The 26,864-nt window shown below is 73.4% G+C and carries 25 protein-coding genes; 18 read left to right on the top strand and 7 right to left on the bottom strand.

The annotated features are described in order from the left end of the window. Positions 1-67 precede the first annotated feature (67 nt). The 7 genes from ACFYVL_RS19240 (at position 68) to ACFYVL_RS19210 (ending at position 8,275) form a co-directional block, all read left to right on the top strand. On the top strand, positions 68-829 hold the full coding sequence (locus tag ACFYVL_RS19240) for a TetR family transcriptional regulator (RefSeq protein WP_389246206.1): 762 nt from the start codon (positions 68-70) through the stop codon (positions 827-829). A 190-nt stretch (positions 830-1,019) separates the two neighbouring features. After that, entirely contained in the window at positions 1,020-2,249 is a 1,230-nt protein-coding gene (locus ACFYVL_RS19235; protein ID WP_389246204.1) for an alpha/beta hydrolase, read from the top strand. An 84-nt stretch (positions 2,250-2,333) separates the two neighbouring features. Beyond that, positions 2,334-3,227, top strand: coding sequence for a DUF4429 domain-containing protein (locus ACFYVL_RS19230; RefSeq protein WP_389246203.1), 894 nt, complete (start codon positions 2,334-2,336; stop codon positions 3,225-3,227). A gap of 309 nt (positions 3,228-3,536) precedes the next feature. Continuing rightward, positions 3,537-4,964 carry a sensor histidine kinase gene (locus tag ACFYVL_RS19225; RefSeq protein WP_389246572.1) on the top strand — a complete coding sequence of 476 codons (1,428 nt, stop codon included), beginning with the start codon at positions 3,537-3,539 and terminating at the stop codon, positions 4,962-4,964. Further along, entirely contained in the window at positions 4,961-5,641 is a 681-nt protein-coding gene (locus tag ACFYVL_RS19220; RefSeq protein WP_389246201.1) for a response regulator, read from the top strand. The genes ACFYVL_RS19225 and ACFYVL_RS19220 overlap by 4 nt, the downstream gene beginning before the upstream one ends. Before the next feature lie 310 nt (positions 5,642-5,951). After that, positions 5,952-6,974 carry an alpha/beta hydrolase gene (locus ACFYVL_RS19215; protein ID WP_389246199.1) on the top strand — a complete coding sequence of 341 codons (1,023 nt, stop codon included), beginning with the start codon at positions 5,952-5,954 and terminating at the stop codon, positions 6,972-6,974. Next, positions 6,971-8,275, top strand: coding sequence for an acyltransferase (locus tag ACFYVL_RS19210; protein ID WP_389246197.1), 1,305 nt, complete (start codon positions 6,971-6,973; stop codon positions 8,273-8,275). Before ACFYVL_RS19215 ends, ACFYVL_RS19210 begins: the two co-directional genes overlap by 4 nt. Positions 8,276-8,334: 59 nt before the next feature. Here ACFYVL_RS19210 and ACFYVL_RS19205 read toward each other — a convergent pair whose 3' ends face one another. Both ACFYVL_RS19205 and ACFYVL_RS19200 read right to left on the bottom strand, forming a co-directional pair. Continuing rightward, positions 8,335-9,366, bottom strand: coding sequence for an aldo/keto reductase (locus ACFYVL_RS19205; RefSeq protein WP_389246195.1), 1,032 nt, complete (start codon positions 9,364-9,366; stop codon positions 8,335-8,337). 7 nt (positions 9,367-9,373) lie between these two features. Continuing rightward, positions 9,374-9,853, bottom strand: a complete 480-nt coding sequence (locus ACFYVL_RS19200) for a MerR family transcriptional regulator (RefSeq protein WP_389246193.1) — start codon at positions 9,851-9,853, stop codon at positions 9,374-9,376. A gap of 84 nt (positions 9,854-9,937) precedes the next feature. On the opposite strand from ACFYVL_RS19200, the gene ACFYVL_RS19195 reads away from it, so the two are divergent. After that, the gene (locus ACFYVL_RS19195; protein ID WP_389246191.1) at positions 9,938-10,417 is read left to right on the top strand and encodes a GNAT family N-acetyltransferase; all 480 of its coding nucleotides are present in this window, start codon (positions 9,938-9,940) and stop codon (positions 10,415-10,417) included. 47 nt (positions 10,418-10,464) lie between these two features. Beyond that, positions 10,465-11,292, top strand: coding sequence for a serine hydrolase domain-containing protein (locus tag ACFYVL_RS19190; RefSeq protein ID WP_389246189.1), 828 nt, complete (start codon positions 10,465-10,467; stop codon positions 11,290-11,292). 7 nt (positions 11,293-11,299) lie between these two features. On the opposite strand, the gene ACFYVL_RS19185 is transcribed toward ACFYVL_RS19190, so the two are convergent. Then, on the bottom strand, positions 11,300-11,854 hold the full coding sequence (locus ACFYVL_RS19185) for a hypothetical protein (RefSeq protein ID WP_389246187.1): 555 nt from the start codon (positions 11,852-11,854) through the stop codon (positions 11,300-11,302). 93 nt (positions 11,855-11,947) lie between these two features. Here ACFYVL_RS19185 and ACFYVL_RS19180 point away from each other — a divergent pair, with 93 nt between their 5' ends. Further along, positions 11,948-13,831 carry a serine/threonine-protein kinase gene (locus ACFYVL_RS19180; RefSeq protein ID WP_389246185.1) on the top strand — a complete coding sequence of 628 codons (1,884 nt, stop codon included), beginning with the start codon at positions 11,948-11,950 and terminating at the stop codon, positions 13,829-13,831. A gap of 25 nt (positions 13,832-13,856) precedes the next feature. On the opposite strand, the gene ACFYVL_RS19175 is transcribed toward ACFYVL_RS19180, so the two are convergent. Beyond that, positions 13,857-14,513, bottom strand: coding sequence for a pirin family protein (locus ACFYVL_RS19175; RefSeq protein ID WP_389246183.1), 657 nt, complete (start codon positions 14,511-14,513; stop codon positions 13,857-13,859). 182 nt (positions 14,514-14,695) lie between these two features. On the opposite strand from ACFYVL_RS19175, the gene fasR reads away from it, so the two are divergent. The 5 genes from fasR to ACFYVL_RS19150 all read left to right on the top strand — a co-directional run bounded on the left by fasR (position 14,696) and on the right by ACFYVL_RS19150 (position 19,573). Next, entirely contained in the window at positions 14,696-15,826 is a 1,131-nt protein-coding gene (fasR, locus tag ACFYVL_RS19170) for a fatty acid biosynthesis transcriptional regulator FasR (RefSeq protein ID WP_389246570.1), read from the top strand. 89 nt (positions 15,827-15,915) lie between these two features. Continuing rightward, positions 15,916-16,836 carry an ACP S-malonyltransferase gene (locus ACFYVL_RS19165; protein ID WP_389246181.1) on the top strand — a complete coding sequence of 307 codons (921 nt, stop codon included), beginning with the start codon at positions 15,916-15,918 and terminating at the stop codon, positions 16,834-16,836. Positions 16,837-16,847: 11 nt separating this feature from the next. Next, positions 16,848-17,879 (top strand): ketoacyl-ACP synthase III, encoded by a 1,032-nt coding sequence (locus ACFYVL_RS19160; RefSeq protein WP_389246179.1) that lies wholly within the window; start codon positions 16,848-16,850, stop codon positions 17,877-17,879. 76 nt (positions 17,880-17,955) lie between these two features. Then, complete coding sequence (locus ACFYVL_RS19155; RefSeq protein WP_389246177.1) at positions 17,956-18,204, top strand: acyl carrier protein; 249 nt, start codon at positions 17,956-17,958, stop codon at positions 18,202-18,204. An 82-nt stretch (positions 18,205-18,286) separates the two neighbouring features. Beyond that, the gene (locus ACFYVL_RS19150) at positions 18,287-19,573 is read left to right on the top strand and encodes a beta-ketoacyl-[acyl-carrier-protein] synthase family protein (protein ID WP_389246175.1); all 1,287 of its coding nucleotides are present in this window, start codon (positions 18,287-18,289) and stop codon (positions 19,571-19,573) included. 108 nt (positions 19,574-19,681) lie between these two features. Here the strand turns inward: ACFYVL_RS19150 and ACFYVL_RS19145 are convergent, their stop codons facing one another. Then, positions 19,682-20,176, bottom strand: coding sequence for a DUF3145 domain-containing protein (locus ACFYVL_RS19145; protein WP_389246173.1), 495 nt, complete (start codon positions 20,174-20,176; stop codon positions 19,682-19,684). A 375-nt stretch (positions 20,177-20,551) separates the two neighbouring features. Here ACFYVL_RS19145 and ACFYVL_RS19140 point away from each other — a divergent pair, with 375 nt between their 5' ends. Continuing rightward, complete coding sequence (locus ACFYVL_RS19140; RefSeq protein ID WP_389246171.1) at positions 20,552-21,496, top strand: SGNH/GDSL hydrolase family protein; 945 nt, start codon at positions 20,552-20,554, stop codon at positions 21,494-21,496. A gap of 69 nt (positions 21,497-21,565) precedes the next feature. Here the strand turns inward: ACFYVL_RS19140 and ACFYVL_RS19135 are convergent, their stop codons facing one another. Next, the gene (locus ACFYVL_RS19135) at positions 21,566-24,043 is read right to left on the bottom strand and encodes a beta-glucosidase (RefSeq protein ID WP_389246169.1); all 2,478 of its coding nucleotides are present in this window, start codon (positions 24,041-24,043) and stop codon (positions 21,566-21,568) included. Between the two features lie 142 nt (positions 24,044-24,185). Here ACFYVL_RS19135 and ACFYVL_RS19130 point away from each other — a divergent pair, with 142 nt between their 5' ends. After that, a complete protein-coding gene (locus ACFYVL_RS19130; RefSeq protein ID WP_389246167.1) occupies positions 24,186-24,770 on the top strand; it encodes a TetR/AcrR family transcriptional regulator in 585 nt (194 codons plus the stop codon). 142 nt (positions 24,771-24,912) lie between these two features. Then, positions 24,913-26,124 (top strand): pyroglutamyl peptidase, encoded by a 1,212-nt coding sequence (locus ACFYVL_RS19125; RefSeq protein WP_389246568.1) that lies wholly within the window; start codon positions 24,913-24,915, stop codon positions 26,122-26,124. Between the two features lie 24 nt (positions 26,125-26,148). On the opposite strand, the gene ACFYVL_RS19120 is transcribed toward ACFYVL_RS19125, so the two are convergent. Next, entirely contained in the window at positions 26,149-26,757 is a 609-nt protein-coding gene (locus ACFYVL_RS19120) for a LysE family transporter (protein WP_389246165.1), read from the bottom strand. Positions 26,758-26,864 lie beyond the last annotated feature (107 nt).

The following is a 26,864-nucleotide window of genomic DNA, read 5'->3' as shown; positions in this document are numbered from 1 at the left end:
CAGTAACTGTCACGTAGCTCACAGGTAAGCTGAGCAGCCCAAATCGGAGAAACAGGACCAAGGAGCGATGGCGGACCAGTTGGAAGCCCCGGGGCCGACCGGACGCCGTACGAGCGACCGGACAGGGCGCGAGCGGGTGTGCGGACTGCGCGAGCGCAAGAAGCGGCGCACCCGCGACTCGCTGCTGCGGGTCGCCCTGGAGCTGTTCACCACCCAGGGGTACGAGCGGACGACGGTCGACGAGATCGCGGACGCCGTCGAGGTCTCGCAGCGCACCTTCTTCCGCTACTTCGCCTCCAAGGAGGACGTGGCCTTCACCGTCGTGTCGATGGTGGAGGAGCGCTTCCTCGCGGCGGTCCGCGAGCGGCCCGCCGAGGAGGCCCCCCTGACGGCGCTGCGCAACGCGGTGATGTGGGCGTGGGACTCGGTCGGCGAGGCCATCGAGGCGGTCATCCCGATCGAGCTGCACATGCGCACGTATCTGATGATCGAGTCCACGCCCGCGCTGCTCGCGGTCCATCTGCGCCGCTCGACGGAGCTGGAGGACGCGATGGCGCGCGTCATCGCCGAGCGGGAGGGGCTCGACGTCGACGCGGACCCCCGGCCCCGGATCATGGTGGCCGCGTTCGGCGGGGTGATGCGGCTCACCGGACGGATGTGGGGACGGCGCCAGGACGCGAGTCTGGCCGCCATACGCGAGATGACCGCGCGCTGCCTCGACCTGCTGGGGCCGGCCCTGGCCGGGGACTGGCGGGGGACCGACGACGGCACCGGAGCGCCTGCGGGGACGGGCGGAGCCCCTGCGGGGGCGGGCGGAGCGCCTCGTTGAGGACCCGCCGGGGGCGGGCGGAGCGCCTCGTCGGGGCCCGCCGGGAGCGCCCCTGGCGCCACCCCACGGACCCGCCGGTTCCGGGCGGATAACTGCCGCATACACCGGCTGACCTCCACACCTTTATCGAAACGTGATACGCGTCACGGAATACGCACGGGCCCCGTTGCTTCTCCTAGGGTGTCCCGCAGTGACTTCCTTCGACTCCTCCCCCTCCCTCACCGCATGGCGGGCTCTGCTCGCCCTGGCCGTGGTGTTCGTGATGCTCGCGATCACCGGCTGGACCGCGATCCACCACCAGCGGGACAACGACGTGTCCCTGAAGGAGGCCTTCGCCGCCTGGCACGGCCGCTTCGAGGGCCGTGAGCTGCCCGACCCGCAGGGCCCGCCGCAGCGCGTGGCGAGCTTCTTCGACGGGCTGGACGCCGGCCAGCGCGGCCGGCTCGTCCGGGACCACCCGCTGGTGGTCGGCAACCTCAACGGCGCTCCCCTGCCCCTGCGCTTCGCCGCGAACCGGCGGGCACTCGGCCAGGCCCAGAAGGTCGAGAGCAGACGCATGGACAACCCCCGGGTCTCCCGGGCCGGCCAGCAGGACGCCGACCGACGGATGCACCGCTTCGCGGCACTGCTGCGCGAGGGCCGCAACATACTGGCCTTCGACCCGGACGGCGGCGGGCGGGTCGCGGAGGTCTTCGGCGACCTGGAGCGGGCCCAGCGCATCTCGGTGGTGGTGCCCGGCGTGGACACCAACGTCGTGAACTTCGAACGGACCTACCGCAAGTACTCCTCCCCGGTCGGCATGGCGAAGTCGCTGTACGCCGCCGAGCGCGAGGCCGCCCCCGGCAAGCGGGTCGCCGTGATCGCCTGGGCCGACTACACCGCGCCGGTCGGACTCGGCATGGACGCGATGGTCGGGGCGCCCGCGCAGGCGGGGGCGCGGCGGCTGGTCGCGATGACCGGGGCGCTGCCCGGCGCCGGCTCCGTACCGGTGTCGCTGTTCTGCCACAGCTACGGGTCGGTGGTGTGCGGGGTGGCCGCCAAGAAGCTGCCGGAGCGGGTCACCGACATAGCGGTCTCGGGCAGCCCCGGCATGCGGGCGGACACCGCGGCCGACCTGGGCACGGGCGCCCGGGTGTGGGCGATGCGGGACGCCGACGACTGGATCCAGGACGTGCCGTACCTGGAGGTCGGCGGCATCGGGCACGGCGCGGACCCGGTCTCGCCGGAGTTCGGGGCGCGGGTGCTGTCGGCGTCCGACGCCGTCGGGCACACCGGGTACTTCGAACCCGGCACGGTGAGCATCGGCAACTTCGCGCGGATCGGCGTCGGCAGCTACACCGCGGTGAGCTGCGCGGGTGGCGGCGACACCTGCCGGACGGGAATCCTGAAGAGCGGTGATGCCGGTGACGAGGCCCTCTGAGGTGTCCAACGCGCGTAGAAAGCCGGAAATCACGGTGGCCGCCGAGGGGCGACGTCCGGCCGGACGCCGCATACGATGAGCCGCATGGGTGATGTGCTGGCCGGAATTCATGCCACCTGGGAGTTCGACAGCGACTCCGTGCTCATCCGCTTCGAACGGGGGATACGTACGCCGAAGCTGCTCTCCGCGCTCGGCGAGCGCCGCATCCCGCACGAGGCGTTGGCCGACGTGACGCTGACCCCGGGCAAGCGAGGCACCGTGGTGCTGCACGCGGTGCCCAGACCCGGCGCCGATCCGCTGATGGAGGCAGCCGCCGGACAGCTCAAGGAGAGCTGCGACCCCTACCGGCTGGTGCTGCCCGCGGAGCGCGAGGTGCTGGCGGAGTACTACGCGGACGAACTGCGGGGCCGGGTGCGCGGGGCGGTGGCCGCGGAGCCGGTGGAGCGTTTCCTGGTGGCGCCGCCGCAGGGGCCGCTCCAGTTCAAGGCGTACGACGGGAAGGCCAGCTTCGACGGGACGCAGGTGGCGTTCCGGTGGTTCTGGACCGGTGCGTCGTCGGCGAAGTGGAAGGTCGGCGACCAGAACTTCCCGGTGGCCTCGCTGAGCGGGGTCGAGTGGCGCTCCCCCGATGTCTTCGACGGCCATCTGCGGCTGCTGCGGCGGGACGCGGCGCCCCAGGACGGCGGTCCCGGCCAGGCGGACCAGGACCCGGCGGCGGTGGTGTTCGGTCTGGGCTACGGGCCGGTGCACGAGTCGCTGCCGTTCGCCGCCGCGGTGCTGGCCGCGGTACGGAGCACGGTGCCGGCGGTGGACGCCGGCCGGGAGCGGGTCGCGGTGGACGCCGGGGTGGGCACGGGCCGCCCGGAGCCCGCGGACATCGCCGAGCGCATCCGCCACCTCGGGGACCTGCACCGGGCGGGACTGGTGACCGACGAGGAGTTCTCCGCGAAGAAGGCGGAACTGCTCGCGGAGCTCTAGGGACGCCCGGGAGGCCGGTGGCGCCCCGGGCCGCCGGGACGCATGACGCTGCCGGGCCGCACGGGACTCCCGGGCCGCACGGGACTCCCGGGTCGCCGGGGCGGTGCCGGGACGCGGGGTAGTACCGCGGTATGAGGGCGAGCTCCGGACCCCGGTATGACGTGGGACGACAGGTGCGCTGCCTACGCTGAGAGAGCCATGAGAGAACCGACTCCGCCCTCCCGCCCCCCGCGGCGCCCCGACCACCCGCCGCGCCCCTTCGCCGCACCGGCCGGTGCGCCGCCGGTGGACGGGCTGTTCGCCGCCGGGATGCGCCAGCTGCGCTCCCTCGCGTACGCCGTCAGCCACCCCTCGCACCCGCCGACGCCGCTGCTCGCGGACGCGCCCAAGCGGTGGGAGCGGCTGCTGCCGTACGCCGTGGTGGTCGCGCTGATGGTCACGCTGCTGCCGGTCACCGTGCAGGTGCTGGCCAACGACTACCACGTGCCCGGGGGCATCGCCGGGGCCCTCGCGGTGGCGCAGTCGGTGCCGCTGCTGCTGATCGCGCACCGGCCGTTGCAGGCCTGGTGGATCGTCTTCCCGGCCGGGGTGATCGGCAGTCTCTTCCTCCTCGACGGGGCGCGGGGCAACGCGATCTGGCCGTGGCCGGCGCCCACGATCGTCGGGTCGCTGTTCCTGCTGTTCGCGCTGGCGCTGCGGGAGCGGCGCCAGGCCCTGATCGGGGTCTGGATCGCCACCGCGGTGGCCGGCATCACGCTGGGCCAGCTGCAGCCGGAGGCCAGCGACGGCACCAACGTGCTGACCATCGTGCTGAGCGGCGCGGTGCTGGTGATCGGCGGTGCGCTGCGCGAACGCGGCGAGGCCCAGCGCAAGCTGGCGGAGCAGGAGAACATCAGCGTCGCCGAACGGGCACAGCGGCAGCTGCTGGAGGAACGGACCAGGATCGCCCGCGAGTTGCACGACGTGGTCGCCCACCACATGTCCATGATCACGGTGCAGGCCGACTCGGCCCCGTACCGGATCGGCGGACTGCCGCCGGAGGCGGAGGAGGAGTTCGCCTCGATCGCCGCCAGCGCGCGGGAGTCGCTGACCGAGATGCGGCGGCTGCTGGTGGTGCTGCGCAGCGAGGGCACCGAGGGCGAACGGGCGCCGCAGCCCGGTCTCGACAAGGTGCAGCAGCTGGTGGAGGCCACCGTACGGGCCGGGGTGCCGGCCGAGTTGTCGATGGCGACGGAGCTGGTCACGGGCGAGGGCCGGACGGCGGTGCCGCAGGCGGTGGACCTGTCGGCGTACCGGATCGTGCAGGAGGCCCTGGCCAATGTGGTGCGGCACGCGCCGGGCGCGGTGACCCGGGTGTCGGTGCGCGCGGAGGACACGGATCTGCTCGTGCTGGTGGTCAACGGGCCCGCCCCCGAGCCGACTTCGCGCGTGGAGGCGAAGGGGGCCGGCGGACACGGCCTGGTCGGGATGCGCGAGCGCGTACGGTTGACCGGCGGCACCCTGGACACCGGGCCGTTGCCGGACGGGGGGTTCCGGGTGGCGGCGCGGCTGCCGTTGGCGGGGGCGGCGGCAGGCGCTGGTGAGGCCGATGCCGTCGGTCCGGCCGGTGGTGCCGGCTCCTCGGAACAGGTGCCTGCGGCCGCCCCGGACGCTTCGCCCGATGTCCCCGGCTCCCCCGGTTCCCCCGGTTCCAGCACTCCACCCGATGCGACAGAGAAGGACTCCCCCGCGCCATGACCATCCGCGTGATCATCGTCGACGACCAGGCCATGGTGCGGGCCGGATTCGCCGCACTGCTGTCGGCGCAGGCCGACATCGACGTGGTGGGCGAGGCGCCGGACGGACGGCAGGGGGTGGAGGTCAGCAGGTCCACGCATCCGGACGTGGTGCTGATGGACGTACGGATGCCGGAGATGGACGGCCTGGCCGCCGCGCGGGAGATCCTGAACCCGCCGCCGGGGGTGGTGCACCTGCCGAAGGTGCTGATGCTGACCACCTTCGACGTGGACGACTACGTGTACGAGGCGCTGCGGGCGGGCGCGTCCGGGTTCCTGCTGAAGGACGCGCCGCCCGCCGACCTGATCGCGGCGGTACGGGTGGTGGCTGCGGGCGAGGCGCTGCTGGCGCCGTCGGTGACGCGGCGGTTGATCGCGGACTTCGCCGCGCAGCGGCCCGCTCCCCGGCGCAACCCGTCGCTGCGGCTGAACGGGCTGACGCCGCGCGAGACGGAGGTGCTGGAGCTGATCGCCCGGGGGCTGTCCAACCAGGAGATCGCCGACCACCTGGTCCTGGCCGAACAGACGGTGAAGACGCACATCGGGCGGGTGCTGGCGAAGCTGGGGCTGCGGGACCGGGCGCAGGCGGTGATCTTCGCCTACGAGTCGGGGTTGGTGTCGCCGGGGGACGCGGGGTGAGGTGGCGGATGCGTTGAGGGGGTAGGGGGCGGGGCTGGGCAGGGGCTGAGGGGTGCGGCTCCGCCGGGGGCCGCCCCCTTGCCCGCCCGTTCCGCCCCCCGGGGGGCGGCCCCGCCGCCCAAGGGGACGGCGGGGGGGGTGGGGGCAGCACTACCTTTTGGGGTGCGGAAAACCTCCAGTACTGCGGTATCACCCCGGAGTTGGCCCCGTGGTGTGACGCCCGGGGACCCACCGTCTTCCTACCTTGCTCCACGTCAAGCCGTCGATCACGACGGCAACGTGCGGCAGGGACAGGAAGTGGGGCGGGGCGATGCGCCGGTTCAGGAGGACGTTGGCCGCCGTGGCCTTCGCGGTGGCCATGGTCGGCGGAACCGCCGGCTGGGCGTCCGCCGACGCCCAGACCGCGATCACCGGGCCACCGCCCGGCACCGACGCCTGGCGCGCGGAGGGACTGCCCGACCCCGCGGCCGGCACCCCGGCCCAGGTGAACCGGTTCTTCGCGGGGCTGAGCGCTGAACGGCGCGACGCGCTGGCGCGCCGTCACCCGCTCGTCGTCGGGAACCTCGACGGCGCCCCGGTCGCCCTGCGGTACGCGGCCAACCGGCGCGCCCTGCGCGCCGACGGCCGCTTCCCCCGGCTGCTCTCCCCCGGCCGGCAGATCCTCGCCTTCGACCCCCGCGGGCGCGGGCAGGTCGCCGAGGTGTACGGGGACCTGGGGCGGGCGGCGCACGTGGCGGTCGTCGTACCGGGTTCGGACATCGACGCCTCGACGTACGACCGGGCGAAGGACCCGTACGGCACCCCGGCCGGGATGGCGCGGAGCCTGCGCGGAGAGACCGGGCCGGACACCGCCGTCATCGCCTGGGCCGGCTACACCACCCCCGTCGGCATCGGCATCGACGCCGCGACCGGGTCGCTCGCCGAGGCGGGGGCCGAGCGGCTGGTCCGGCTGACGGACGGGCTCGACGCGGTGGGCGCGCCGGACCCCGCGGTCTTCTGCCACAGCTACGGCTCGGTCGTCTGCGGGCTGGCCGCACCCCGGCTGGACGCCGCCGACCTGGTCGCCCTCGCCTCCCCCGGGATGCACGCGGACAGCGTCGCCGAACTGCGCACCGGCGCCCGCGTCTGGGCCGCCAGGGACGCCACCGACTGGATCGGCAACATCCCCAACGTCCGCTTCCTGGGGCTGGGCCACGGCGCCGACCCCACGGGCGCGGACTTCGGCGCCCGCCCCGTGCCGGCCACCACCGCCCACGGCCACACCGGCTACTTCGCCCCCGGTACCGACTCCCTCCGCGCCTTCGCCGCGATCACCGAAGGAACCGCCCGATGAGCACCCTCACGCCCCCGGCCCCCCGTCCGGCCCTTCGCCCGGACCCCCGCCCCGCCACCGCCCCGGCCGCCCGAACCGCGTCCGGCCCCCGGGGAATCGCGGCGCTGGCCGCCAGGATCGACGCCCGTACTCCCGCGCACCGCGACCGCGCCGTCGACGGGCTGCGGGCCCTGGCGCTGCTCGCGGTGCCCACCGGCCACTGGCTGCTCGGCGGTTTCACCGTCGACGCCGAGGCGGGCTCGCTGCACAACGCCAGCCCGCTCTCCTCCTTCGCCGCCCTCGCCCCGGCCAGCTGGTTCCTCCAGATGCTGGGCATCTTCTTCCTGGTCGGCGGCTACGCGTCCGTCCTGTCCTTCCACCGGCACCAGGGCAGCCCCGCCGAGTGGCTGAAGGGCCGCCTGGTGCGCCTGGGCCGTCCGGTCCTCGGTGTGACGGCCGTCTGGGCGCTGCTCGTTCCGCTGCTGTACGGCCTCGGCGTCCCGGAGGCCACCCTGCGCACCGGTGCCAAACTCGTCGTACAGCCGCTGTGGTTCGTCGGGGTGTACGCGGCGATCACCGCGCTCACCCCGCTGTGCATCCGTGCCGCCCGCCGGGCCGGCGCCTGGTCGGCGGCGCCCCTGATCGCTTCCGTCGCGGTCGTCGACTTCCTGCGGTACGGCCCGTACGCGGACGCCGTGCCGTCCTGGCTGAGCCTGCTCAACCTGCTCCCCGGCTGGCTCTTCGCCTACCAACTGGGCGTCGCCTGGGGTGAGAAGAAGCTGTCCCGGCGCGCCGCGCGGGTGCTGCTGATCGGCGGCACCGTGCTCTTCGCCGTGCTGCTCCTCGCGTTCCACTACCCGGCGTCGATGGTCGGCGTACCCGGCCAGGACCGCACCAACTCGCACCCGCCGTCGCTGCTGGTGCTCGCCCTGGCCGCGGCCCAGAGCGGTGCGGCGATCCTGCTGCGCGAGAGGATCGCGAAGCTGCTGCGGCGTCCCGCGCTCTGGGCCCCGGTGGTCGTCGTCAACCTGTGCGCGATGACGATCCTGTGCTGGCACCAGACCGCGATGCTGGCCGCCGCGGTCCCCGGCTCGTACCTCGGTACGATCCCGGGCCTGACCGCCGCCCCCGACACTCCGGGGTGGATCCTGGCCCGGCTCGCCTGGATGCCGCTGTTCGCGGTGCTGCTGGCCGTGATCGCCAAGTTCACGCACGTCTTCGAGAACCCGGGCAGGAACGCCCGTGCCACGACGCGGGACCGGCGGGCGCTCGCGGGCCTGCTCGCCGCGGGCTTCACCGCCTTCGCCCTGGGCCTGGCGTGAGCCGCCGGGCCGGGGCGGAGGTCCGCCCCGGCCCGGCTCCGCGCCGCCGGTTGCTCCCGTTACTCCCGGCCGGCCGAGGCGAAGGACATGTCCGCGTAGCGGGTCCCGGCCACCTGTCCGGCGATCGGCTCCAGCAGCGCCAGTTCCTCGGCGCTCAGCACCATCCGGGTGGCCGCCGTGTTCTCCTCCACCCGGGTGCGCCTGCGGGTCCCCGGGATCGGGACCACCGACACCCCGTGCACCTGCGCCTGCTGCTGCACCCAGGCCAGCGCGACCTGGCCGGCGGTGACGCCCCGGGTGCGGGCGATCTCCCGGACCGGCTCCAGCAGCGCGGCGTTGGCCTGCGCGTTGTCCCCGTTGAAGCGGGGGTGGTGACGGCGGAAGTCGCCCTCGGTGAGGTCCTTCTCGGCGCTCGCGAAGGACCCGGTGAGGAAGCCGCGGCCGAGCGGCGAGTACGCGACGAGGGTCGCCCCGCTCTCCGCGACCGCGGGCACCACGCCCGCCTCGATGTCCCGGCTGAACAGCGACCACTCCGACTGGACCGCGGCGATCGGGTGCACGGCCTGCGCGGCGCGCAGTTCGTCGCCGGTGACCTCGCTCAGCCCGAGCTGCTTGACCTTGCCCGCCGCGACCAGTTCGGCCATCACGCCGACGGTCTCCTCCAGGGGGACGTTCACGTCGCGCCGGTGCATGTAGTAGAGGTCGATGACGTCGACGCCGAGCCTGCCGAGGCTGTCGTCGACGCACTTGCGGATGTAGGCGGGGTCGTTGCTGATGAACCGCTTGGTGTTGTCCTCGGGGTCCACGGCCAGCGCGAACTTCGTGGCGAGGGTGATCTCGTTCCGGTGCGCGGCGACGAAGGGGGCGAGGAACCGCTCGTTCTCGCCGTCCCCGTAGGCGTCCGCGGTGTCGTACATGGTGACGCCCAGTTCGAGGGCCCGCTCCAGGGTGGCCCGTGCCTCGGCGGCGTCGGTGGGCCCGTACGCGAAGCTCATGCCCATGCAGCCGAGGCCCTGGATGCCGACCTCGGGGCCGGCGGGACCGCCGAGGCGGGTGGTGGCGAGAGTGGGGCGGTCGCTGTGGGTGCTCATGAAAAAGTCAGAACCTCTCCGACGCCCGACGGGCATCCGCATAAACATTGATCTTGTAGTCGAGCACGGCCAGGGTGTCCTGGAGCTCCGCGATCCGGGCCGTCACGTCCCGGCGGGTCGCCTCCAGCAGTTCCTGCCGCTCCTCGAAGGTGTGCGTTCCGGCGCGGACCAGTTCCGCGTAGCGCACCATGTCGGCGACCGGCATCCCGGTCAGTCGCAGCTTGCCGACCAGCGCGAGCCAGTCCAGGTCCCGGTTGCGGAACCGGCGCTGCCCGGTGTGCGAGCGGTCCACGTGCGGCATCAGCCCGATCCGCTCGTACCAGCGCAGGGTGTGCGCGGTGAGCCCGGTGACCGCGGCCACCTCACTGATCGTGTAGTGGTCGCGGCCCTCGGGCAGCGGGTGTCCGCCGACCGTCTCGCAGGTGCCCCTCGCGGGCTTCGCCTCGGCCTGTGCGCTCTGTACGGGACTGCTGTCGATCACCGTCATGTCCTCCACGCTAGAACCTTGGAGTGCACTCCAAGCAAGGAAAACCCGGGAGAACTTTGCCGGGCGCCGCGTAACCTGCGCCGCATGGATCACGGAACGGTACGGCGCGCGCACGCCGACGACGCGGCGGAAGTGCTGCGGCTGCGCCAGATGATGCTGGAGTCGATGGGCCGCGGGCCCACCGCGGCCGACTGGCAGAACGCCTCCCTCCCCGAGCTGCGCAAGAGGCTCGCGGACCAGGACGGCGACTTCGCCGTCTTCGTCGCCGAGCACCCCTCGCTGGCGGGCAGACTGGGCACGATGGCCGCCGGCACGGTCGACTACCGCATCGGCAACCCGGTGTCCCCGCTCGGCAACCGCGGCCACGTCTTCGGGGTGGTCACCGCCCCGGACGCCCGGCGCGCGGGCGGGGCCCGCGCCTGCACCGAGGCGCTGCTGGACTGGTTCCGCGAGCGGGGCGTGCGGCAGGTGGACCTGGGGGCGTCGGCGGAGGCGGAGCCGCTGTACACGTCGCTCGGCTTCACCCGCCGCCCGGACCCGGCGATGCGGCTGGACCTCTTCTAGCCCCTGCCGCCCGGGGGCCCGTTCGGGCTCCGGTTAGGCTCGACGTCATGCAGAGCGTGACGATGATCGAGTCCTGGCCGGTGCCCACGGCCGCCGCAGCCGTCGTACGGGCGGACGGCACCGTCCTCGGGTCGCACGGCCCGGCGGACCACCGCTTCCCGCTCGCCTCCGTCACCAAGCCGCTCGCCGCGTACGCGGCCCTGGTGGCGTACGAGGAGGGTGCGATCGAGCTGGACGAGCCGGCCGGCCCGCCCGGTGCCACCGTCCGCCACCTGCTCGCCCACACCAGCGGTCTGGCGTACGACGAGATGCGGGTCACCTCCGAGCCGGGCACCCGCCGCCTCTACTCCAACGCGGGCTTCGAGGCCCTGGGCGACCACCTCACGAAGGCCACCGAGATCCCCTTCCCGGACTACCTGCGCCAGGCCGTCCTGGAACCCCTCGGCATGGCCGCCACCTCGCTCGAAGGCGCCGCCTCCCCCGCCCGGGACGGCGTGTCCACCGTCGGCGACCTCCTGCGGTTCGCCGCCGAACTCCAGGCCCCGCGCCTGCTGGACCCCCGTACGGTCGCCGAGGCCACCCTCACCGTGCACTACCCCGGCACCAAGGGCGTCCTGCCCGGCTTCGGCCACCAGAACCCCAACGACTGGGGCCTCGGCTTCGAGATCCGCGACTCCAAGTCCCCCCACTGGACCGGCTCTTCCTCCTCCCCCCGCGCCTTCGGCCACTTCGGCCAGTCGGGCACCTTCCTCCTCGTCGACCCGGACGCGGGCCTCGCCGCCGTCGCCCTCACCGACCGCCCCTTCGGCCCCTGGGCGGCCGAGGTCTGGCCCCCCTTCGTGGACGCGGTGCTTGCGGAGGCCCGCGCGGTCTGACCCCGCCCTAGCGGTCGGCCTCCGTCATCGGCCGGGCCCGTGCCCAGTGCTCCTCGAACTCGGCCGGGCCGATCTCCTGGGCCGCCGACGCGGGGGCGTAGAGGTCGACGACCGGGGGGTTGAAGTCCCAGTCGTCGGGGGTGCTGCGCACGGCGGTGCCGTCCTCGGCCACCTCCACCTGGCGGCTGCGGCGGCCGTCGGGGCCGATCTCCATCAGATAGTCGACCGGTTCCTCGTCGTCCTCGTCCCAGCGGCGCCGCAGGTGCACCACGTCCCGGCCGGCGAGCGCGCCGAAGTCCGGGTGGTCGCGCTGGGCGGCCCGCTCCGCGCGCAGCGTGTCGAGTCCCGGGGGCATCCGCGGAGCGTCGATGTCGACCACCTCGGTGTCCTCGTCCGTCTCGAAGCGGGCCACCGTCCGCGGGTCGTCGACCACTTCGACCCAGGCGAATGTCTCCAGCACCTCGCGCTCGGACCGCGCCAGGATCCACCACCAGCAGCCGCCCATGCCGTAGTCGTGCAGGACGAGGAAGCGGCGCGGCGCAGGTGTGCGGGTGTGGGTCATGAGGAGGAAGCGTAGGACCCCCGTCGCGTTGGGCTACCCTCCCACCCGACGAGAGCGACACGGTTGCACACGGTTCGACGGGCGGGAAAGCGCATGCGGCAGGGCAGTACGGGCGGACAGTTCCACCCGCTGGAGGACAAGGACCCCCGTACGGTCTCCAGTTACCGCATCGCGGCCCGGCTCGGTGCGGGCGGCATGGGGCAGGTGTACCTGTCGTACACGCCGGGCGGGCATCCGATCGCCGTCAAGGTGATCCGCCCCGAGCTCGGCGACGACGCCGGGTTCCGGCAGCGGTTCCGTCTTGAGGTGCAGGCGGCGCAGCGCGTGCAGGGGCTGTACACCGCGCCCGTGATCGACTTCGACACCGAGGACAGCCGGCCCTGGCTGGCCACCGCCTACGTGCCGGGCCCCTCGCTGGCCGTCGCCGTCTCCGAGCACGGCAGACTGCCGGTGCCCGCCGTGCTGCGGCTGCTCGCCGGGATGGCCGAGGCGCTGAAGGTCATCCACGCGGCGGGCATCGTGCACCGGGACCTGAAGCCCGCGAACGTGCTGCTGGGCGCCGACGGGCCGAAGGTGATCGACTTCGGGATCGCGCGCGCGGCGGACGCGACCGCCCTCACCGGGACCGGCGTCACGGTGGGTACGCCCGCGTTCATGTCGCCGGAGCAGGCGGCGGGCAGGGAGATCGGGCCCGCCTCCGACGTCTTCACGCTCGGCCAGGTCGGCGTGTACGCGGCGCTGGGCGCGACCGCGCACGGCGAGGGCAACTCGCACGCGGTGCTCTACCGGATCGTGCACGAGGAGCCGGACCTGACCGGGCTGCCCGAGGAGCTGGGCTTCCTGGCGCGCTGCCTGGCCAAGGACCCGGCCGAGCGGCCCGACCCGGCGGAGATCATCGAGCTGTGCCGGGCCGCCTCCCCGGAACCGCTGAGCCAGCAGGGCAGTTGGCTGCCCGAGGCGATGACCGAGGACATCGACCGGCGGACCCGCGCCTGGGCGGCGATGCGCACGACGACGGAGGCGGACAAGGGCCGCGACGCGGCCGGTGCGGAGGAAGGGGCGGTTGCCGGGGAAGCGGCGGCCCGGGCTCCCGGGGCCGGCCCCGGTGGGGTGCACCACGCCCCGACGCGGACCGCGGAAGCGACCCCGCCCCCGGTCACCGCCGCCCCGCGGGCCGCCGCCCCGACCCCGCCGCCGGGCGCTCCCGCCCCGCAGGCCGCGGCTGTGCCGACCCCGCCGCCGTACCCGGGCACCTACCCCGGAATGCAGCCGTCCGGCCCGGCCACCCATCCCGGTCCTGGCGCCGCCCACCCCACGTACCCCACCCAGGCCCAGCAGCCGCACAGTCTGCACGCGGCGCCCTACCCGGTGCAGCCGGGGCCGGGGTGGCTGCCGCAGCCGCCGCCGAAGAAGAAGATGAGCGGCGGGGCAATCGCGCTGATCGTGATCGCGGCGGTGCTGCTGCCGGTCGGGGGCTGCGCCGCGCTGCTCGCGGGCGTGGCCACCAGTTCCCAGAACAACAAGCCGGGCGCCGCCGCCTCCGGCAAGGGCGGCACGCCGCGCCCCGACCCCAAGCCCGTGACGTACAAGGGCGTGAACGTCCCCAACGACTACTACGTGCGGTTCGCCGACTCGCCGCTCAAGCCGGTCCACTCCGGCGACGCCGGCTACGAGGACGACGCCGACTTCTACTACTGGAGCGACGAGCGCTACCTCGGCAGCAGCAGCGCGCAGGTGGTGCTGCTGAACAACTCCCAGCAGGGTTCGCTGAAGACCTGCCGCGCCGAGACCCGGTTCACCGAGCGCGTCACGCTCGGACAGGCGGGCCCCGGCACGCAGTTCTGCGTGCACACCAAGTCGGGGCACATCGCCCTGGTGACGCTGAAGGCCAAGTCGGGCTCCTCCGACCCCAGCGACTACGTGACCCTCGACTTCACGCTGTGGCGCAACGCCGAGGAGCCGGACTCCAGCTACTGACCGGGCCGTCCGCCGGACCGGCCGCCTACCGGTCCGGGCGCTCGGCGAACTCCCACACCAGCACCTCGGCGTCCCCGGCGGCGACCAGGGCGTGCCCGCTCTCCCGCGCGGCCCGCACCGAGTCGCCGGGGCCCAGCTCCCGGGCGCCGAGCGCGAGTTCGCCCCGTACGACATGGACGTAGCAGTGCGGCGGCAGCGGCACCCGCTGCCCGGCCGCCGGGCGTGCGACGTGCAGCACCGCGCCAGCGCCCGGCAGCTCGTAGCGGGCGGCGACGGCGCGCGCCACGTCGTAGGCGGCCTCGCCGCCGGGGGTCAGCGGGGCCAGCCACATCTGCACGAACACCAGCGGCCCGGGGCCCTCGTTGCGCTCCTCGTGGCGCACGCCGTCGCCCGCGCCGAGGTACTGCACGTCGCCGGGGCGCACGAGCGTCCGCCGGCCGGTGGAGTCGCGGTGGGTCAGCTCGCCCTCGACGACCCAGGTGACGATCTCGGTGTGGCTGTGCGGGTGTTCGTCGAATCCGGCGCCGGGGGCCAGGCGTTCCTCGTTGCAGGCGAGGACGGGGCCGAAGCGCAGATTGTCCGGGTCGTAGAAGTGCCCGAAGGACAGGGCGTGCAGGGACTCGATGCCGGCGGCGAGGTCGCCGCCCCGGTAGCGGTCGGCGGCGCGGTGCAGGGAGATCACGGGGACCACGGTAGCCCCGGCAGACGGTGCCGCCCGCCGGATAAGGCAGTCTTGTCACCGTGCCCCGATCCGATCCCGCGCAGCAGTCAGCGCCGCAGCCCGAGCCGTCCGCGCCCGTAGAAGGGTCCGCGGACGGGCCCGCCAAGCGCGCCTCCCACCCGCACACCGCGACCCTCAAGCGGCTGGAGCAGTCCTCCGGCAGCCTCGCCGCGAGCGCCATCGCGCGGATGGACGAGACCCTGCCCTGGTACCGGGCGATGCCGCCGGAGAACCGGTCGTGGATCGGTCTGGTCGCGCAGGCGGGCATCGCCGCCTTCACGGAGTGGTTCCGCCACCCGGAGACCCCGCAGGCGATCTCGACCGACGTGTTCGGCACGGCGCCGCGCGAGCTGACCCGGGCGATCACGCTGCGCCAGACCGTGGAGATGGTCCGCACGACCATCGAGGTCATGGAGTCGGCGATCGAGGAGGTCGCCGCGCCCGGCGACGAGTCGGTGCTGCGCGAGGCGCTGCTGGTGTACGCCCGGGAGATCGCCTTCGCGACCGCCCAGGTGTACGCGCAGGCCGCGGAGGCCCGGGGTGCCTGGGACGCGCGGCTGGAGTCGCTGGTGGTGAACGCGGTGCTGTCCGGGGAGGCCGACGAGGGCGCGGTCTCGCGGGCCGCGGCGCTCGGCTGGAACTCGCCGGAGCACGTGTGCGTGGTGCTGGGCACCGCCCCCGACGGGGACTCCGAGCTGACCGTGGAGGCGATCCGGCGGGCCGCCCGGCACGCCAAGCTCCAGGTGCTGACCGGTGTGCTGGGCACGCGGCTCGTCGTCATCGCGGGCGGCAGCGACAACCCGCTGCACGTGGCGAAGTCCCTCATCGGCCCGTACGCGGCCGGGCCGGTGGTCGCCGGTCCCGTGGTGCCGGACCTGCTCGCGGCGACGAAGTCCGCCCAGGCCGCCGCGGCCGGTCTCAAGGCGTGCACCGCGTGGCAGGACGCCCCCCGGCCGGTGCTCGCCGACGATCTGCTGCCGGAGCGGGCCATCGCGTCCGACCCCGCCGCGCGTGAGCAGCTAGTAGAGGAGATCTACAGACCGCTGGAGGAGGCTGGTTCCGCGCTCCTGGAGACCTTGAGCGTCTACCTCGAACAGGCGAGCAGTCTCGAAGGGGCGGCCCGGATGCTCTTCGTACACCCCAATACCGTGCGCTACCGGCTCCGACGTGTGACAGACGTCACCGGCTGGTCACCCTCCGACGTCCGATCGGCGTTCACGCTCCGCATCGCCCTGATCCTGGGGCGTCTGGCCGACGGCGATTCGCCGTCCTAGACTTTTGTCGGATACAAACAATTCCCCCGACGGTTCTTCGTCCCAGTCCCCACGGGCAGAAGACGCCGCCCACAAGAGAGAGTGTGAGGGTGCTCGTACTCGTCGCTCCCGGCCAAGGCGCTCAGACGCCCGGCTTCCTGACTCCCTGGCTCGAACTCCCCGGCGCGGCCGACCGCATCGCGGCCTGGTCCGACGCCATCGGGCTCGACCTCGTCCACTACGGCACGAAGGCCGACGCGGACGCCATCCGTGACACCGCCGTCGCCCAGCCCCTGCTGGTCGCCGCCGGTCTCCTCTCGGCATCCGCGCTCGGCGACATCTCCACGGTCGGCGCCGTCGCCGGGCACAGCGTCGGTGAGATCACCGCCGCCGTGTTCGCCGGTGTGCTCGCCGACGACGCCGCGCTGCGTTTCGTACGCACCCGCGGTCTCGGCATGGCCGAGGCCGCCGCCGTCACCGAGACCGGGATGGCCGCCCTGCTCGGCGGCGACCCCGAGGTGACGATCGCGCACCTGCGCAAGCTCGGTCTGACCCCGGCGAACGTGAACGGCGCCGGCCAGATCGTCGCCGCCGGTACGGCCGAGCAGCTCGCGGCGCTGGAGGCGGACAAGCCGGAGGGGGTGCGCCGGGTCGTCGCCCTGAAGGTGGCCGGCGCGTTCCACACCGAGCACATGGCCCCGGCGGTCGCCGAACTCGGCAAGGCCGCCCAGGACCTGGTGGTGTCGGACCCGGCCCTCACCTACGTCTCGAACGCGGACGGCCGTACGGTCGCCACCGGTTCCGAGATCGTCTCGCGCCTGGTGAACCAGGTCTCCAACCCGGTCCGCTGGGACCTGTGCATGGAGACCTTCCAGGAGCTGGGCGCGGAAGCTCTCATCGAGGTCTGCCCGGGGGGCACCCTCACGGGCCTCTCCAAGCGGGCCCTCCCGGGGGTCAGGAACCTGGCGCTCAAGACCCCCGACGACCTCGACGCGGCCCGCGCGCTCCTCGCCGAGCACGCGGGCGCGTAAGGAGCGAGCAGATGTCGAAGATCAAGCCCAGCAAGGGCGCCCCGTACGCGCGCATCCTCGGTGTCGGCGGCTACCGCCCCACCCGGGTCGTGCCCAACGAGGTGATCCTCGAAAGGATCGACTCCTCCGACGAGTGGATCCGCTCGCGCTCCGGCATCGCCACCCGCCACTGGGCCTCCGACGAGGAGACCGTGGCGATGATGTCGATCGAGGCGGCCGGCAAGGCCATCGCCGACGCGGGGATCAGCCCCGAGCAGGTCGGCGGGGTCATCGTCTCCACCGTCTCGCACTTCAAGCAGACCCCCGCCGTCGCGACCGAGATCGCGCACCGGATCGGCGCCGACAAGCCCGCGGCCTTCGACATCTCCGCCGGATGCGCCGGCTTCGGATACGGACTGACGCTGGCCAAGGGCATGATCGTCGAGGGCAGCGCCGAGTACGTCCTCGTGATCGGCGTGGAGCGGCTCAGCGACCTCACCGACCTGGAGGACCGCGCGACGGCCTTCCTGTTCGGCGACGGTGCGGGCGCGGTCGTCGTCGGGCCCGCCCAGGAACCGCACATCGGTCCGACCGTGTGGGGCTCGGAGGGCGACAAGTCCGAGACGATCAAGCAGACGGTGGCGTGGGACAAGTTCCGCGTCGGCGACGTCTCGCACCTGCCGCTCGACAGCAACGGCGAGGTCAAGTTCCCGGCCATCACGCAGGAGGGCCAGGCGGTGTTCCGCTGGGCCGTCTTCGAGATGGCGAAGGTCGCCCAGCAGGCGCTGGACGCGGCCGGGATCTCTGCGGACGACCTGGACGTCTTCATTCCGCACCAGGCCAACATGCGGATCATCGACTCGATGGTGAAGACTCTCAAGCTGCCGGAGCACGTCACGGTCGCCCGTGACGTCGAAACCACCGGCAACACCTCGGCCGCCTCGATCCCGCTCGCAATGGAGCGGCTCCTGGCGACCGGACAGGCGAAGAGCGGCGACACCGCCCTCGTCATCGGCTTCGGGGCGGGTCTCGTGTACGCCGCGACGGTCGTTACCCTCCCCTAGGGCATTTGCTTCGGATACATCCGGACAACGCCCGCTCTCTGCACCCCCGATTCACTTACACCGAAGGAGCGCCATCATGGCCGCCACTCAGGAGCAGATCGTCGAAGGTCTCGCCGAGATCGTCAACGAGATCGCCGGCATCCCCACCGAGGACGTCCAGCTGGACAAGTCCTTCACCGACGACCTGGACGTCGACTCGCTGTCCATGGTCGAGGTCGTCGTCGCCGCCGAAGAGCGCTTCGACGTGAAGATCCCGGACGAGGACGTCAAGAACCTCAAGACTGTCGGCGACGCCGCCAAGTACATCCTGGAGCACCAGGGCTGACCCAGCCCCTGCTGTTCTGTGTCGCCACCCGGCGGTGGCGCCGTGAAAAACTTCCCCCTCTACACGTGGAGAAAGAATTCCTGTGAGCCCGACCAATCGCACCGTGGTCGTCACCGGTATCGGCGCAACAACCCCGCTGGGTGGCGACGCCGCATCGACCTGGGAAGGTCTGCTGGCAGGCCGGTCCGGCGTGAGCCCCCTGGAGGGCGAGCGCTTCGCCGAGCTTCCGGTACGCATTGCCGCACAGGCGGCCGTGGACCCCTCCGAGGTGCTGCCGCGCCCGCTGGCCCGCAAGCTGGACCGTTCGGCGCAGTTCGCGGTCATCGCCGCGCGCGAGGCCTGGGCCGACGCGGGCTTCACCGCGAAGGCCGGTGAGGAGACCGCCGCCGACGGGACCCCCGTCATCGCCCCCGAGCGTCTGGGCGCGGTCATCTCCTCGGGCATCGGCGGCATCACCACCCTGCTCGACCAGTACGACGTGCTGAAGGAGAAGGGCGTACGCCGCGTCTCCCCGCACACCGTTCCGATGCTCATGCCCAACGGCCCGTCCGCCAACGTCGGCCTGGAGATGGGCGCCCAGGCGGGCGTGCACTCCGTGGTCAGCGCGTGCGCGTCCGGCGCCGAGGCGGTGGGCTACGCGATCGAGATGATCCGCTCCGGCCGCGCCGACGTCGTCATCGCCGGTGGCACCGAGGCGACCATCCACCCGCTGCCGGTCGCCGCGTTCGCCAACATGATGGCGATGTCGAAGAACAACGACGAGCCCGAGAAGGCCTCGCGCCCCTACGACACCGCCCGGGACGGCTTCGTCCTCGGCGAGGGCGCCGGCATCGTCGTCCTGGAGTCGGCGGAGCACGCCGCCGCACGCGGCGCGCGGGTCTACTGCGAGGCCGTCGGCCAGGGCCTGTCCTCGGACGCGCACCACATCGCGCAGCCCGAGCCGACCGGCCGCGGCATCGCCGCCGCCCTCCAGCAACTGCTGGACGCCACGGGCCTGGCCCCGTCCGAGATCGCGCACCTCAACGCGCACGCCACGTCCACCCCGCAGGGCGACGTCGCCGAGATCAAGGCGCTCCGCAAGGTCCTGGGCGACGACCTCGACCACGTCGCGGTGTCCGCGACGAAGTCGATGACCGGTCACCTGCTGGGCGGTGCGGGCGGCATCGAGACCGTCGCGACCGTGCTGGCCCTGTACCACCGCACGGCCCCGCCGACCATCAACGTGGACGACCTGGACCCGGAGGCGGCGGAGGCGGACATCGTCCGCGACAAGCCGCGCTCGCTGCCCGCCGACGGCACGATCGCCGCGCTGAACAACTCGTTCGGCTTCGGCGGCCACAACGTGGTGCTGGCGTTCCGCACGGTCTGAGCCGGCCGCGCCGCGGATCTTCCGCACGTGTACGCCCGAAGGCCCCGCTCCCTCTCGCAGGGGGGCGGGGCCTTCGGGCGTACCGGGGGCCACGGGCGGACGGCGACCTCAGACGACCTGGTGGAGCCAGCGCACCGGGGCGCCCTCGCCGGCGTACCGGAAGGGTTCCAGTTCGTCGTCCCACGGCTTGCCGAGCAGCCGGGAGACCTCCGCCTCCAGGTCGCTCTCGCCGCGCACCGAGCGGGCGAGGGCGGCCCGCAGCCGGTCCTCGGGGATGAGGATGTCGCCGTGCATGCCGGTCACGGCGTGGAAGATGCCGAGTTGCGGCGTGGAGCTGTAGCGCTCGCCCTCGGCGGTGGGACAGGGCTCGGCCGTCACCTCGAAGCGGAGCATGTCCCAGCCGCGCAGCGAGGACGCCAGCTTGGACGCCGTACCCGCTCTGCCCTGCCAGGAGAATTCGGATCTCCAGGTGCCCGGCGCGGCCGGCTGCCTGATCCAGTCGAGACCGACTCGCACACCGAGCACGGAACCCACCGCCCATTCGACATGGGGGCACATCGCGCGCGGTGCGGAGTGGACGTAGAGAACTCCACGTGTCGTCACCGGGACCTCCTGCTGTGTGGGTCGAGGTTCGCCTTCACCAGCGGCCTCGTGCTCCCTGGCCGTGCGGTCGAGGTGACACGCCCGGCCGGCTCCCGAGGTTGTCAACAGTAAACAGCATCGGGAGTGAATCTCCTGAAAAGGGACAGTATGTGACGTCATGTAATTTACCGGTACGGGATGGGCCGGGTACCGGCGGTGGTGTTGCTGTGGCTTTGCACTGGTGCCGTGGGGGAAAAGCTACCGTGCCGGGTGCGCCGGGGTGTGCCGTACTGTCGGTCCGGGGGCGGGGAATCGCCGGGGTTATCCGGGGTTTTCCGGATCTTTTCGAGGCCTTTACGCAACGACGCACACCGTCGCGAGGAGGGAAGCGGGGCCATGCGCAACAGCAGCCGGGGAGCGTCGCGGGTACGCCGCCGGGCACGGACCGCGGCAGCCGGACTGATGGCAGGCGCACTGCTCACGGTGGCCGGGTGCGGGGGCGGCGGCACGGACGACGACCCCTCGGGGGCACGGGCGGGCGGCCCCCGGAGCCCGGCCGCCACCCCGACGCCCCGGCCCACGCCCACCCCCACGTGGGACCGCTCGCCGTCCTCGCTCGTTGCCGTCGGGGATTCGATAACACGTGGGTTCGACGCGTGTTCGGTACTGGCGGACTGCCCGGAGGTGTCCTGGGCGACCGGGACGAACCCGGCGGTCAACAGCCTGGCACGGCGCCTGCTGGGCCCGCGCGAGGCGGAGCGGCGCAGCTGGAACCTTGCGGTGTCCGGCTCCCGGATGGCCGATCTGCCGCAGCAGATGTCCCGGGCGGCGGAGCACCGGCCGGAGCTGGTCACGGTGATGACCGGCGCGAACGACGCCTGCCGCAGTTCGGTGGCGGCGATGACGCCGGTGGCGGACTTCCGCGCCTCCTTCGAGGAGTCGCTGCGCACGCTCCGCACGCGGCTGCCGAGGACGCAGGTGTACGTGGCGAGCGTCCCCGACCTGAAGCGGCTGTGGTCCGAGGGCCGGAACAACCCGCTCGGCAAGCAGGTGTGGGCGCTCGGGGTGTGCCCCTCGATGCTCGGTGACGCGGACGCGACGGACGAGCGGGCGGTGGCGCGGCGGGACGCGGTGCGGGAACGGGTGGTGGCGTACAACGGGGTGCTGCGGGAGGTGTGCGCCAAGGACCGGTGGTGCCGGTACGACGGCGGGGCGGTCTTCGGGTTCGCCTTCGGCGGGGCGCAGCTGAGCCAGTGGGACTGGTTCCACCCGAGCGTGGACGGGCAGGGGCGGCTGGCGGAGCTGGCCCATCGGGGGATCACGGGGGCCGGCCCCCGCTGAGTTCCCCCCTCGGGGGTGCGTCGCTCGCGCGGTTCCCCGCGCCCGCGAGGGGGCGCGGGGAACCGTGGCTCAGCCGCGGACGTCCAGGGTTGCGGTGAGGCGGGGGTCGGTGAGGGAGTGGGCGGCGCTCACCTCGTAGCGGCCCGGGACCAGGCGCCACGCGTGCGCCGTCTCGTCCCAGATCTCGAACGCGCGGCGCGGCAGGTCGATCGTCACCTCGGCGCTCTCCCCCGCCCCGGCCCGTACGCTCGCGAACCCGGCCAGCCACCTGGCCGGCCGCTCCACCTCGTCGGCGACCGGTGCCAGATAGATCTGGACCACCTCGCGCCCGGTCCGCCCGCCCGTGTTGCGCAGCCGGACCCGGGCGGTCCTGCCGTCCAGTTCCAGGGACTCGTAGCTCCACGTCGTGTAGCCGAGGCCGTGGCCGAAGGGGTACGCGGGGGCCGTGCCCGCCCTGTCCCAGGCCCGGTAGCCGATGAAGACGCCCTCGGTGTACGGGAGCCGGCCGTCCTGCGGGGTCACCCGGGTGACCGGCGCGTCCGCGAAGGAGACCGGCCAGGTGGTCGGCAGCCGGCCGCCCGGCTCCTGCGCGCCGAGCAGCACGTCGGCGAGCGCGGCCCCGCCCTCCTGGCCGGGGAACCAGCTGAGGAGGACGGCGGCGACCTCGTCGCGCCAGGGCAGTTCGACCGGGGAGCCGGAGTTGACGATCACGATCGTGCGGGGGTTGACCGCGGCCACCTCGCGCACCAGGTCGTTCTGGCGGCCGGGGAGGGCGAGGTCCGTGCGGTCGAAGCCCTCGGACTCCACCCGGTCGGTGGTGGCGACCACCACGACCGCCGCGTCCGCCCCGCGCGCCGCCTCGACGGCCTCGGCGATCAGGGCGTCCTCGTCCTGCCGCGGGCCGAGGTGGGTGAGCGAGAACATGATCGCGGTGAGGGGCGAGCCGGTGTTCTTCAGGACGGTGTGGCGCAGTGAGACGGCGATGGTCTCGCCCGCTTCCAGGACGCGCCGGCCGCGCTCGGTCGGGGCGCCGAAGAACGCCTCGAAGGGGTCGGCGGCGGCGCTCATGCCCTGGACGTCGTCGTACACGCACACGTCCGCGAGGGACAGCGCGAAGTGGCCGATGCCGCGGGTGCCGAAGGCGTGCTCGCCGCTCTCGCGCGCCGTGAAGGTGCCGACGACCTCGATGGAGTGCAGCGCCTCGTGGGTGACGCCGGCCGGGAGGTCGTCGCCGATCCACTGGACCTGCCCGCCTGGCAGGGAGCCCTCGCCGAGGACCGTGCCGTCCTCGGCGCGGCAGACGGCGCGCAGGGCGAAGCCCTTGTCGGCGACGGCGAGTTCGTCGCTCGGGTCGGCGCCGACCCGGTAGGAGACGACGCCCTCGGGGAGGGCGACGAGCAGTCCGTCGAGGGGGGCGACGACGCGCTCGGGGAAGACGGTGGCGGAGCCGCCGCCGAGCACCCGGGCGTCCCTGGCCGCCGCGCCGCTGAGGGCGAGGGAGCGGAGGGCGGCGGGGTCCAGCGGGAGGGCCGCGCCGTCGTTCTTGACGAGGACGGCGCCGCGGTGGGCGACCTCGCGGGCCACCGCCTGGCCGTCGAGCGCGGCGGGCAGGTCGGTGACGGCGGCCGGGGCGCCGTCCAGGATGCCGACGCGGGCGGCGAGCCGCAGCACGTTGCGCACCGCGTCGTCGACCAGTGCCTCGTCGATCTCGCCGGCGCGGACCGCGCCGGCGAGCGCCTCCCCGTACACGGTGCGCGGGCCGGGCATGGCGACGTCGAGACCGCCCTCGATGTCGCCCTTGGTGGAGCGGGCGGCCATCCAGTCGGAGACGTTGGCGCCGTCGAAGCCCCACTCGCCGCGCAGCACCTCGTTCACCAGGTGGCGGTGCTCGGTCATGGTGGTGCCGTTGACCCGGTTGTAGGCGGTCATGATGCCCCAGGGGTGGGCGTTGGTGACGATGGCCTCGAAGGGGGCGAGGTAGAGCTCGCGCAGCGGGCGCGGGGCGATGACGCTGTCGACGGTGAAGCGGTCGGTCTCCGCGTCGTTGCCGACGAAGTGCTTGACGGTGGTGCCGACGCCGCCGTCCTGGACCCCGGCGACGTACCCGGAGCCGATCTCGCCGGTGAGGTACGGGTCCTCGGAGTAGCACTCGAAGTGCCGGCCGCCGAGCGGCGAGCGGTGCAGGTTGACGGTCGGCGCGAGGAGGACGTGGACGTTCTTGCGGCGGGCCTCCTGGGCCAGCAGCCGGCCGGCCCGGCGGGCCAGCTCCGGGTCCCAGGCGGCGGCGAGCGCGGTGGGCGACGGGAGGGCGATCGACGGGTCGTCGGCGGTCCAGCGCACCCCGCGGACGCCGATCGGGCCGTCGGACATCACCAGCGGGCGCAGGCCGATCTCGGGGAGCGCGGGCAGCGTCCACATGTCCCGGCCGGCCAGCAGCCGGGTCTTCGCGTCGAGGTCGAGCTTGCCGAGCGCGGCCTCGACGGCCTCCTCGCGCAGCCGCTCGCCCTGCCGGGTGGTCGGGGACTGGGTGGTGGGCTCGCCTGCCACGGCCGTACCTCCTCGTTGAGATCTGCTGTTCACCCCATGGTTACTCCGTTCACCTGTAATTCGGTAGGCTTCGTTATTCATTCGTGACTTTTGATATGGCGTACCGTCCTGACCGGGCACGATCAGCGAACGGGGTACGACGATGGCCAGGGCCAGGAGCGAGGAGCGGCGCGCGGAGATCCTGCGCGCGGCCTTCGAAGTGATCGCCGAGCGCGGCTACCGGGGCGCTTCGCTCGCCTCGGTCGCCGAGCGCGTGCACCTCACCCAGCAGGGCCTGCTGCACTACTTCCCCACCAAGGAGGCGCTGCTGGTCGCGGTCCTGGAGGAGCGCGACCAGTGGGACACCCAGGGGGCCGGGCTGAGCCGGGACTCCTGGCGGCTGGACCTGCTGGACTCCCTGGTGGAGTACAACGCGATGCGGCCGGGCATCGTGCAGACCTTCTCGGCGCTGCTGGGCGAGAGCGTCACCGACGGGCATCCCGCCCGGGACTTCTTCACCCACCGGTACGCGGCCGTGCGGGAGGGCATGGCGTTCGCGCTGCGCGCCGAGTTCGGGACGCGGCTGCCCGGCGGGCTGACCCCGGAGCAGGCGGCGCCCCTGGTGGTGGCGGTGCTGGACGGGCTCCAGTTCCAGTGGCTGCACGACCCCGACGCGGTGGACATGCCGCGGGCGTTCCGCGACTTCCTGGGGCTGCTGCGGGGCGGCCGGACGGAGGAGGGGTCCTGACCGGCCGTCCCCTTCCGCACCACGGGCCCCTCTTCGATACTGAGGGCGCCCCACTCCCGGAAACCCCGGGGGCCCCACGGAAGGACGCGGTGTGCGACGACTCGGTGTGCTGGCGCTCTCGGCGCTTGTCGGTACGGCTGTCATGACGACGGCGAACCCCGTTGCGGCGAAGGCGGCGCCGCCCGCGAAGGCGGCGCCCGCCGGCACCGTCGAGGAGGCCCGCCTCGACGGTGCCGTCCCGCGGGAGATCCTGCGGCGGAGCGGATTCGACGCGGTGGGGCCCGGGTTCGCGCGCGCGTTGCGGGGCGCCGGGTCGTACCGGGAGGCGGAGCGTGCGGTGGTGCGGCACGGCGAGGGGCTGTGGCGGCGGGCCGTGGACCGGGTGCAGGGGCGGGGCCCGGCCGGCGGCAACCTGGACCGGGCGGACGACCGGCCGCTGTACTGGGCGCGGCTGGCGATGACCCGCGAACTGCGCGGCTGGCAGCCGGGGTTCGCGGTGTCCAACCGGGCCAGGAGCACCCTCCTGGACCGTCTGGAGCGCACCTCCCGCGGCCAGGAGGACCTCGACATCCCCGCCGCGCGCGCGGCCGGCTCCCCGGGGCACCGGACGGGGCGCGTCCTGATGACCGGCTTCGACCCGTTCACCCTGGACCGCGACATCCGCATCGGCAACCCGTCGGGCGCCACCGCCCTCGCTCTGGACGGCACCGTCGTGCGCACCGCCGACGGCCGGCGGGTACGGATCGAGACCGCCGTGTTCCCGGTCCGCTGGGACGACTTCGCGGCGGGCACCGTCGAGCGGGCGCTGCGCCGCCACCTGCCGTACGTCGACGCGTTCACCACGGTCAGCCAGGGGCGGGCCGGCCGGATCGACATCGAGCGCACCAACGGCGCCTGGCGCGGCGGCTTCGGCGACAACCTCAACGTCGGCCGCACCGGGCTCGTACCGGTGGAGGACCCCGCGTCCCAGCCGCAGTGGACGCGCACCTCGCTCCCGTACAAGAGGATCGTCGAGACGCCCACCGGCCGGTTCCCGGTGTACGACAACACCACCGTGACGGAGATCCCGGCGGGCGGCACCGCTCCCGTGGTGCGCCCCGACGGGCCGACCGACGGGTCGCGGGCGCGGGCCGGGGGCGGCGGCGACTACCTCTCCAACGAGATCGCCTACCGGGCGACGCTGCTGCGCGACCGGCTGGGGCTGACGATCCCCGGCGGCCATGTGCACACCCCGGTGCTGGAGTTCGACAGGGCGAACACCACGGAGATCACCGACCCGGTCTACGAGCGGAACCGGGCGGACATCGTCGCGCAGATCCGCGAGATCATCCGGACCGCCGCGGCCGGAAAGTAGCCGCGGAGGTCCGCCCGGTGGGGCTCAGCGTGCCAGCCCGAGGGTCACGCCGAGCCCCACCAGCACCGAGCCGATGCCCCGGTTGAGGGCCTTCTGGCGGCGCAGCATCGCCGCCCGCAGCCGGCCGTCCGAGAAGAACAGCGCCACCAGCGCGAACCACCCCAGGTGCGCCACCGACATGAACAGCCCGTACCCGGCCTGCTGCCAGAGCGCCGTGTCCGGGCCGACGACCTGCGTGAAGGTGGAGACGACGAAGAGCGTCGTCTTGGGGTTGAGGACGTTGGTGAGGAACCCGGCGCGCATCGCCCCCAGCGGGGTCAGCTCGCGCCGGTGCTCCAGGTCGACGGCGAGGTCGGCCTTGGCGAAGAAGGTGCGCAGGCCGATGTAGACGAGGTACGCGGCGCCGAGCAGCTTGATCGCGGTGAACAGGGCGGTGGAGGAGGCGATCAGCAGGCCGACGCCGAGCATGGTGTACGTGACGTGGACCAGGACGCCGGCGGCCACCCCCGCCGCGCCGAGCAGGCCGGTGGTGCGGCCGTAGAGGTAACTGTTGCGGACCACCATGGCGAAGTCGGCGCCCGGACTGATGACGGCGAGGACGGTGATCAGGGCGACGGCGAGGAGTTCGGTCATGCGCCGATGGTCCCCGCAACGCCGTTGCCGATCAAGGGACTTCCCCCTGCCCGAGGGGCTGTGGGCGGTACGGGGCCCGCTCGGGCGGCGGGCGGTACGGGTCCCGC

The organism is Streptomyces sp. NPDC004111 (assembly GCF_042874215.1).
GTDB lineage: Bacteria > Actinomycetota > Actinomycetes > Streptomycetales > Streptomycetaceae > Streptomyces.
This window is presented reverse-complemented; position numbering and strand designations above follow the sequence as displayed.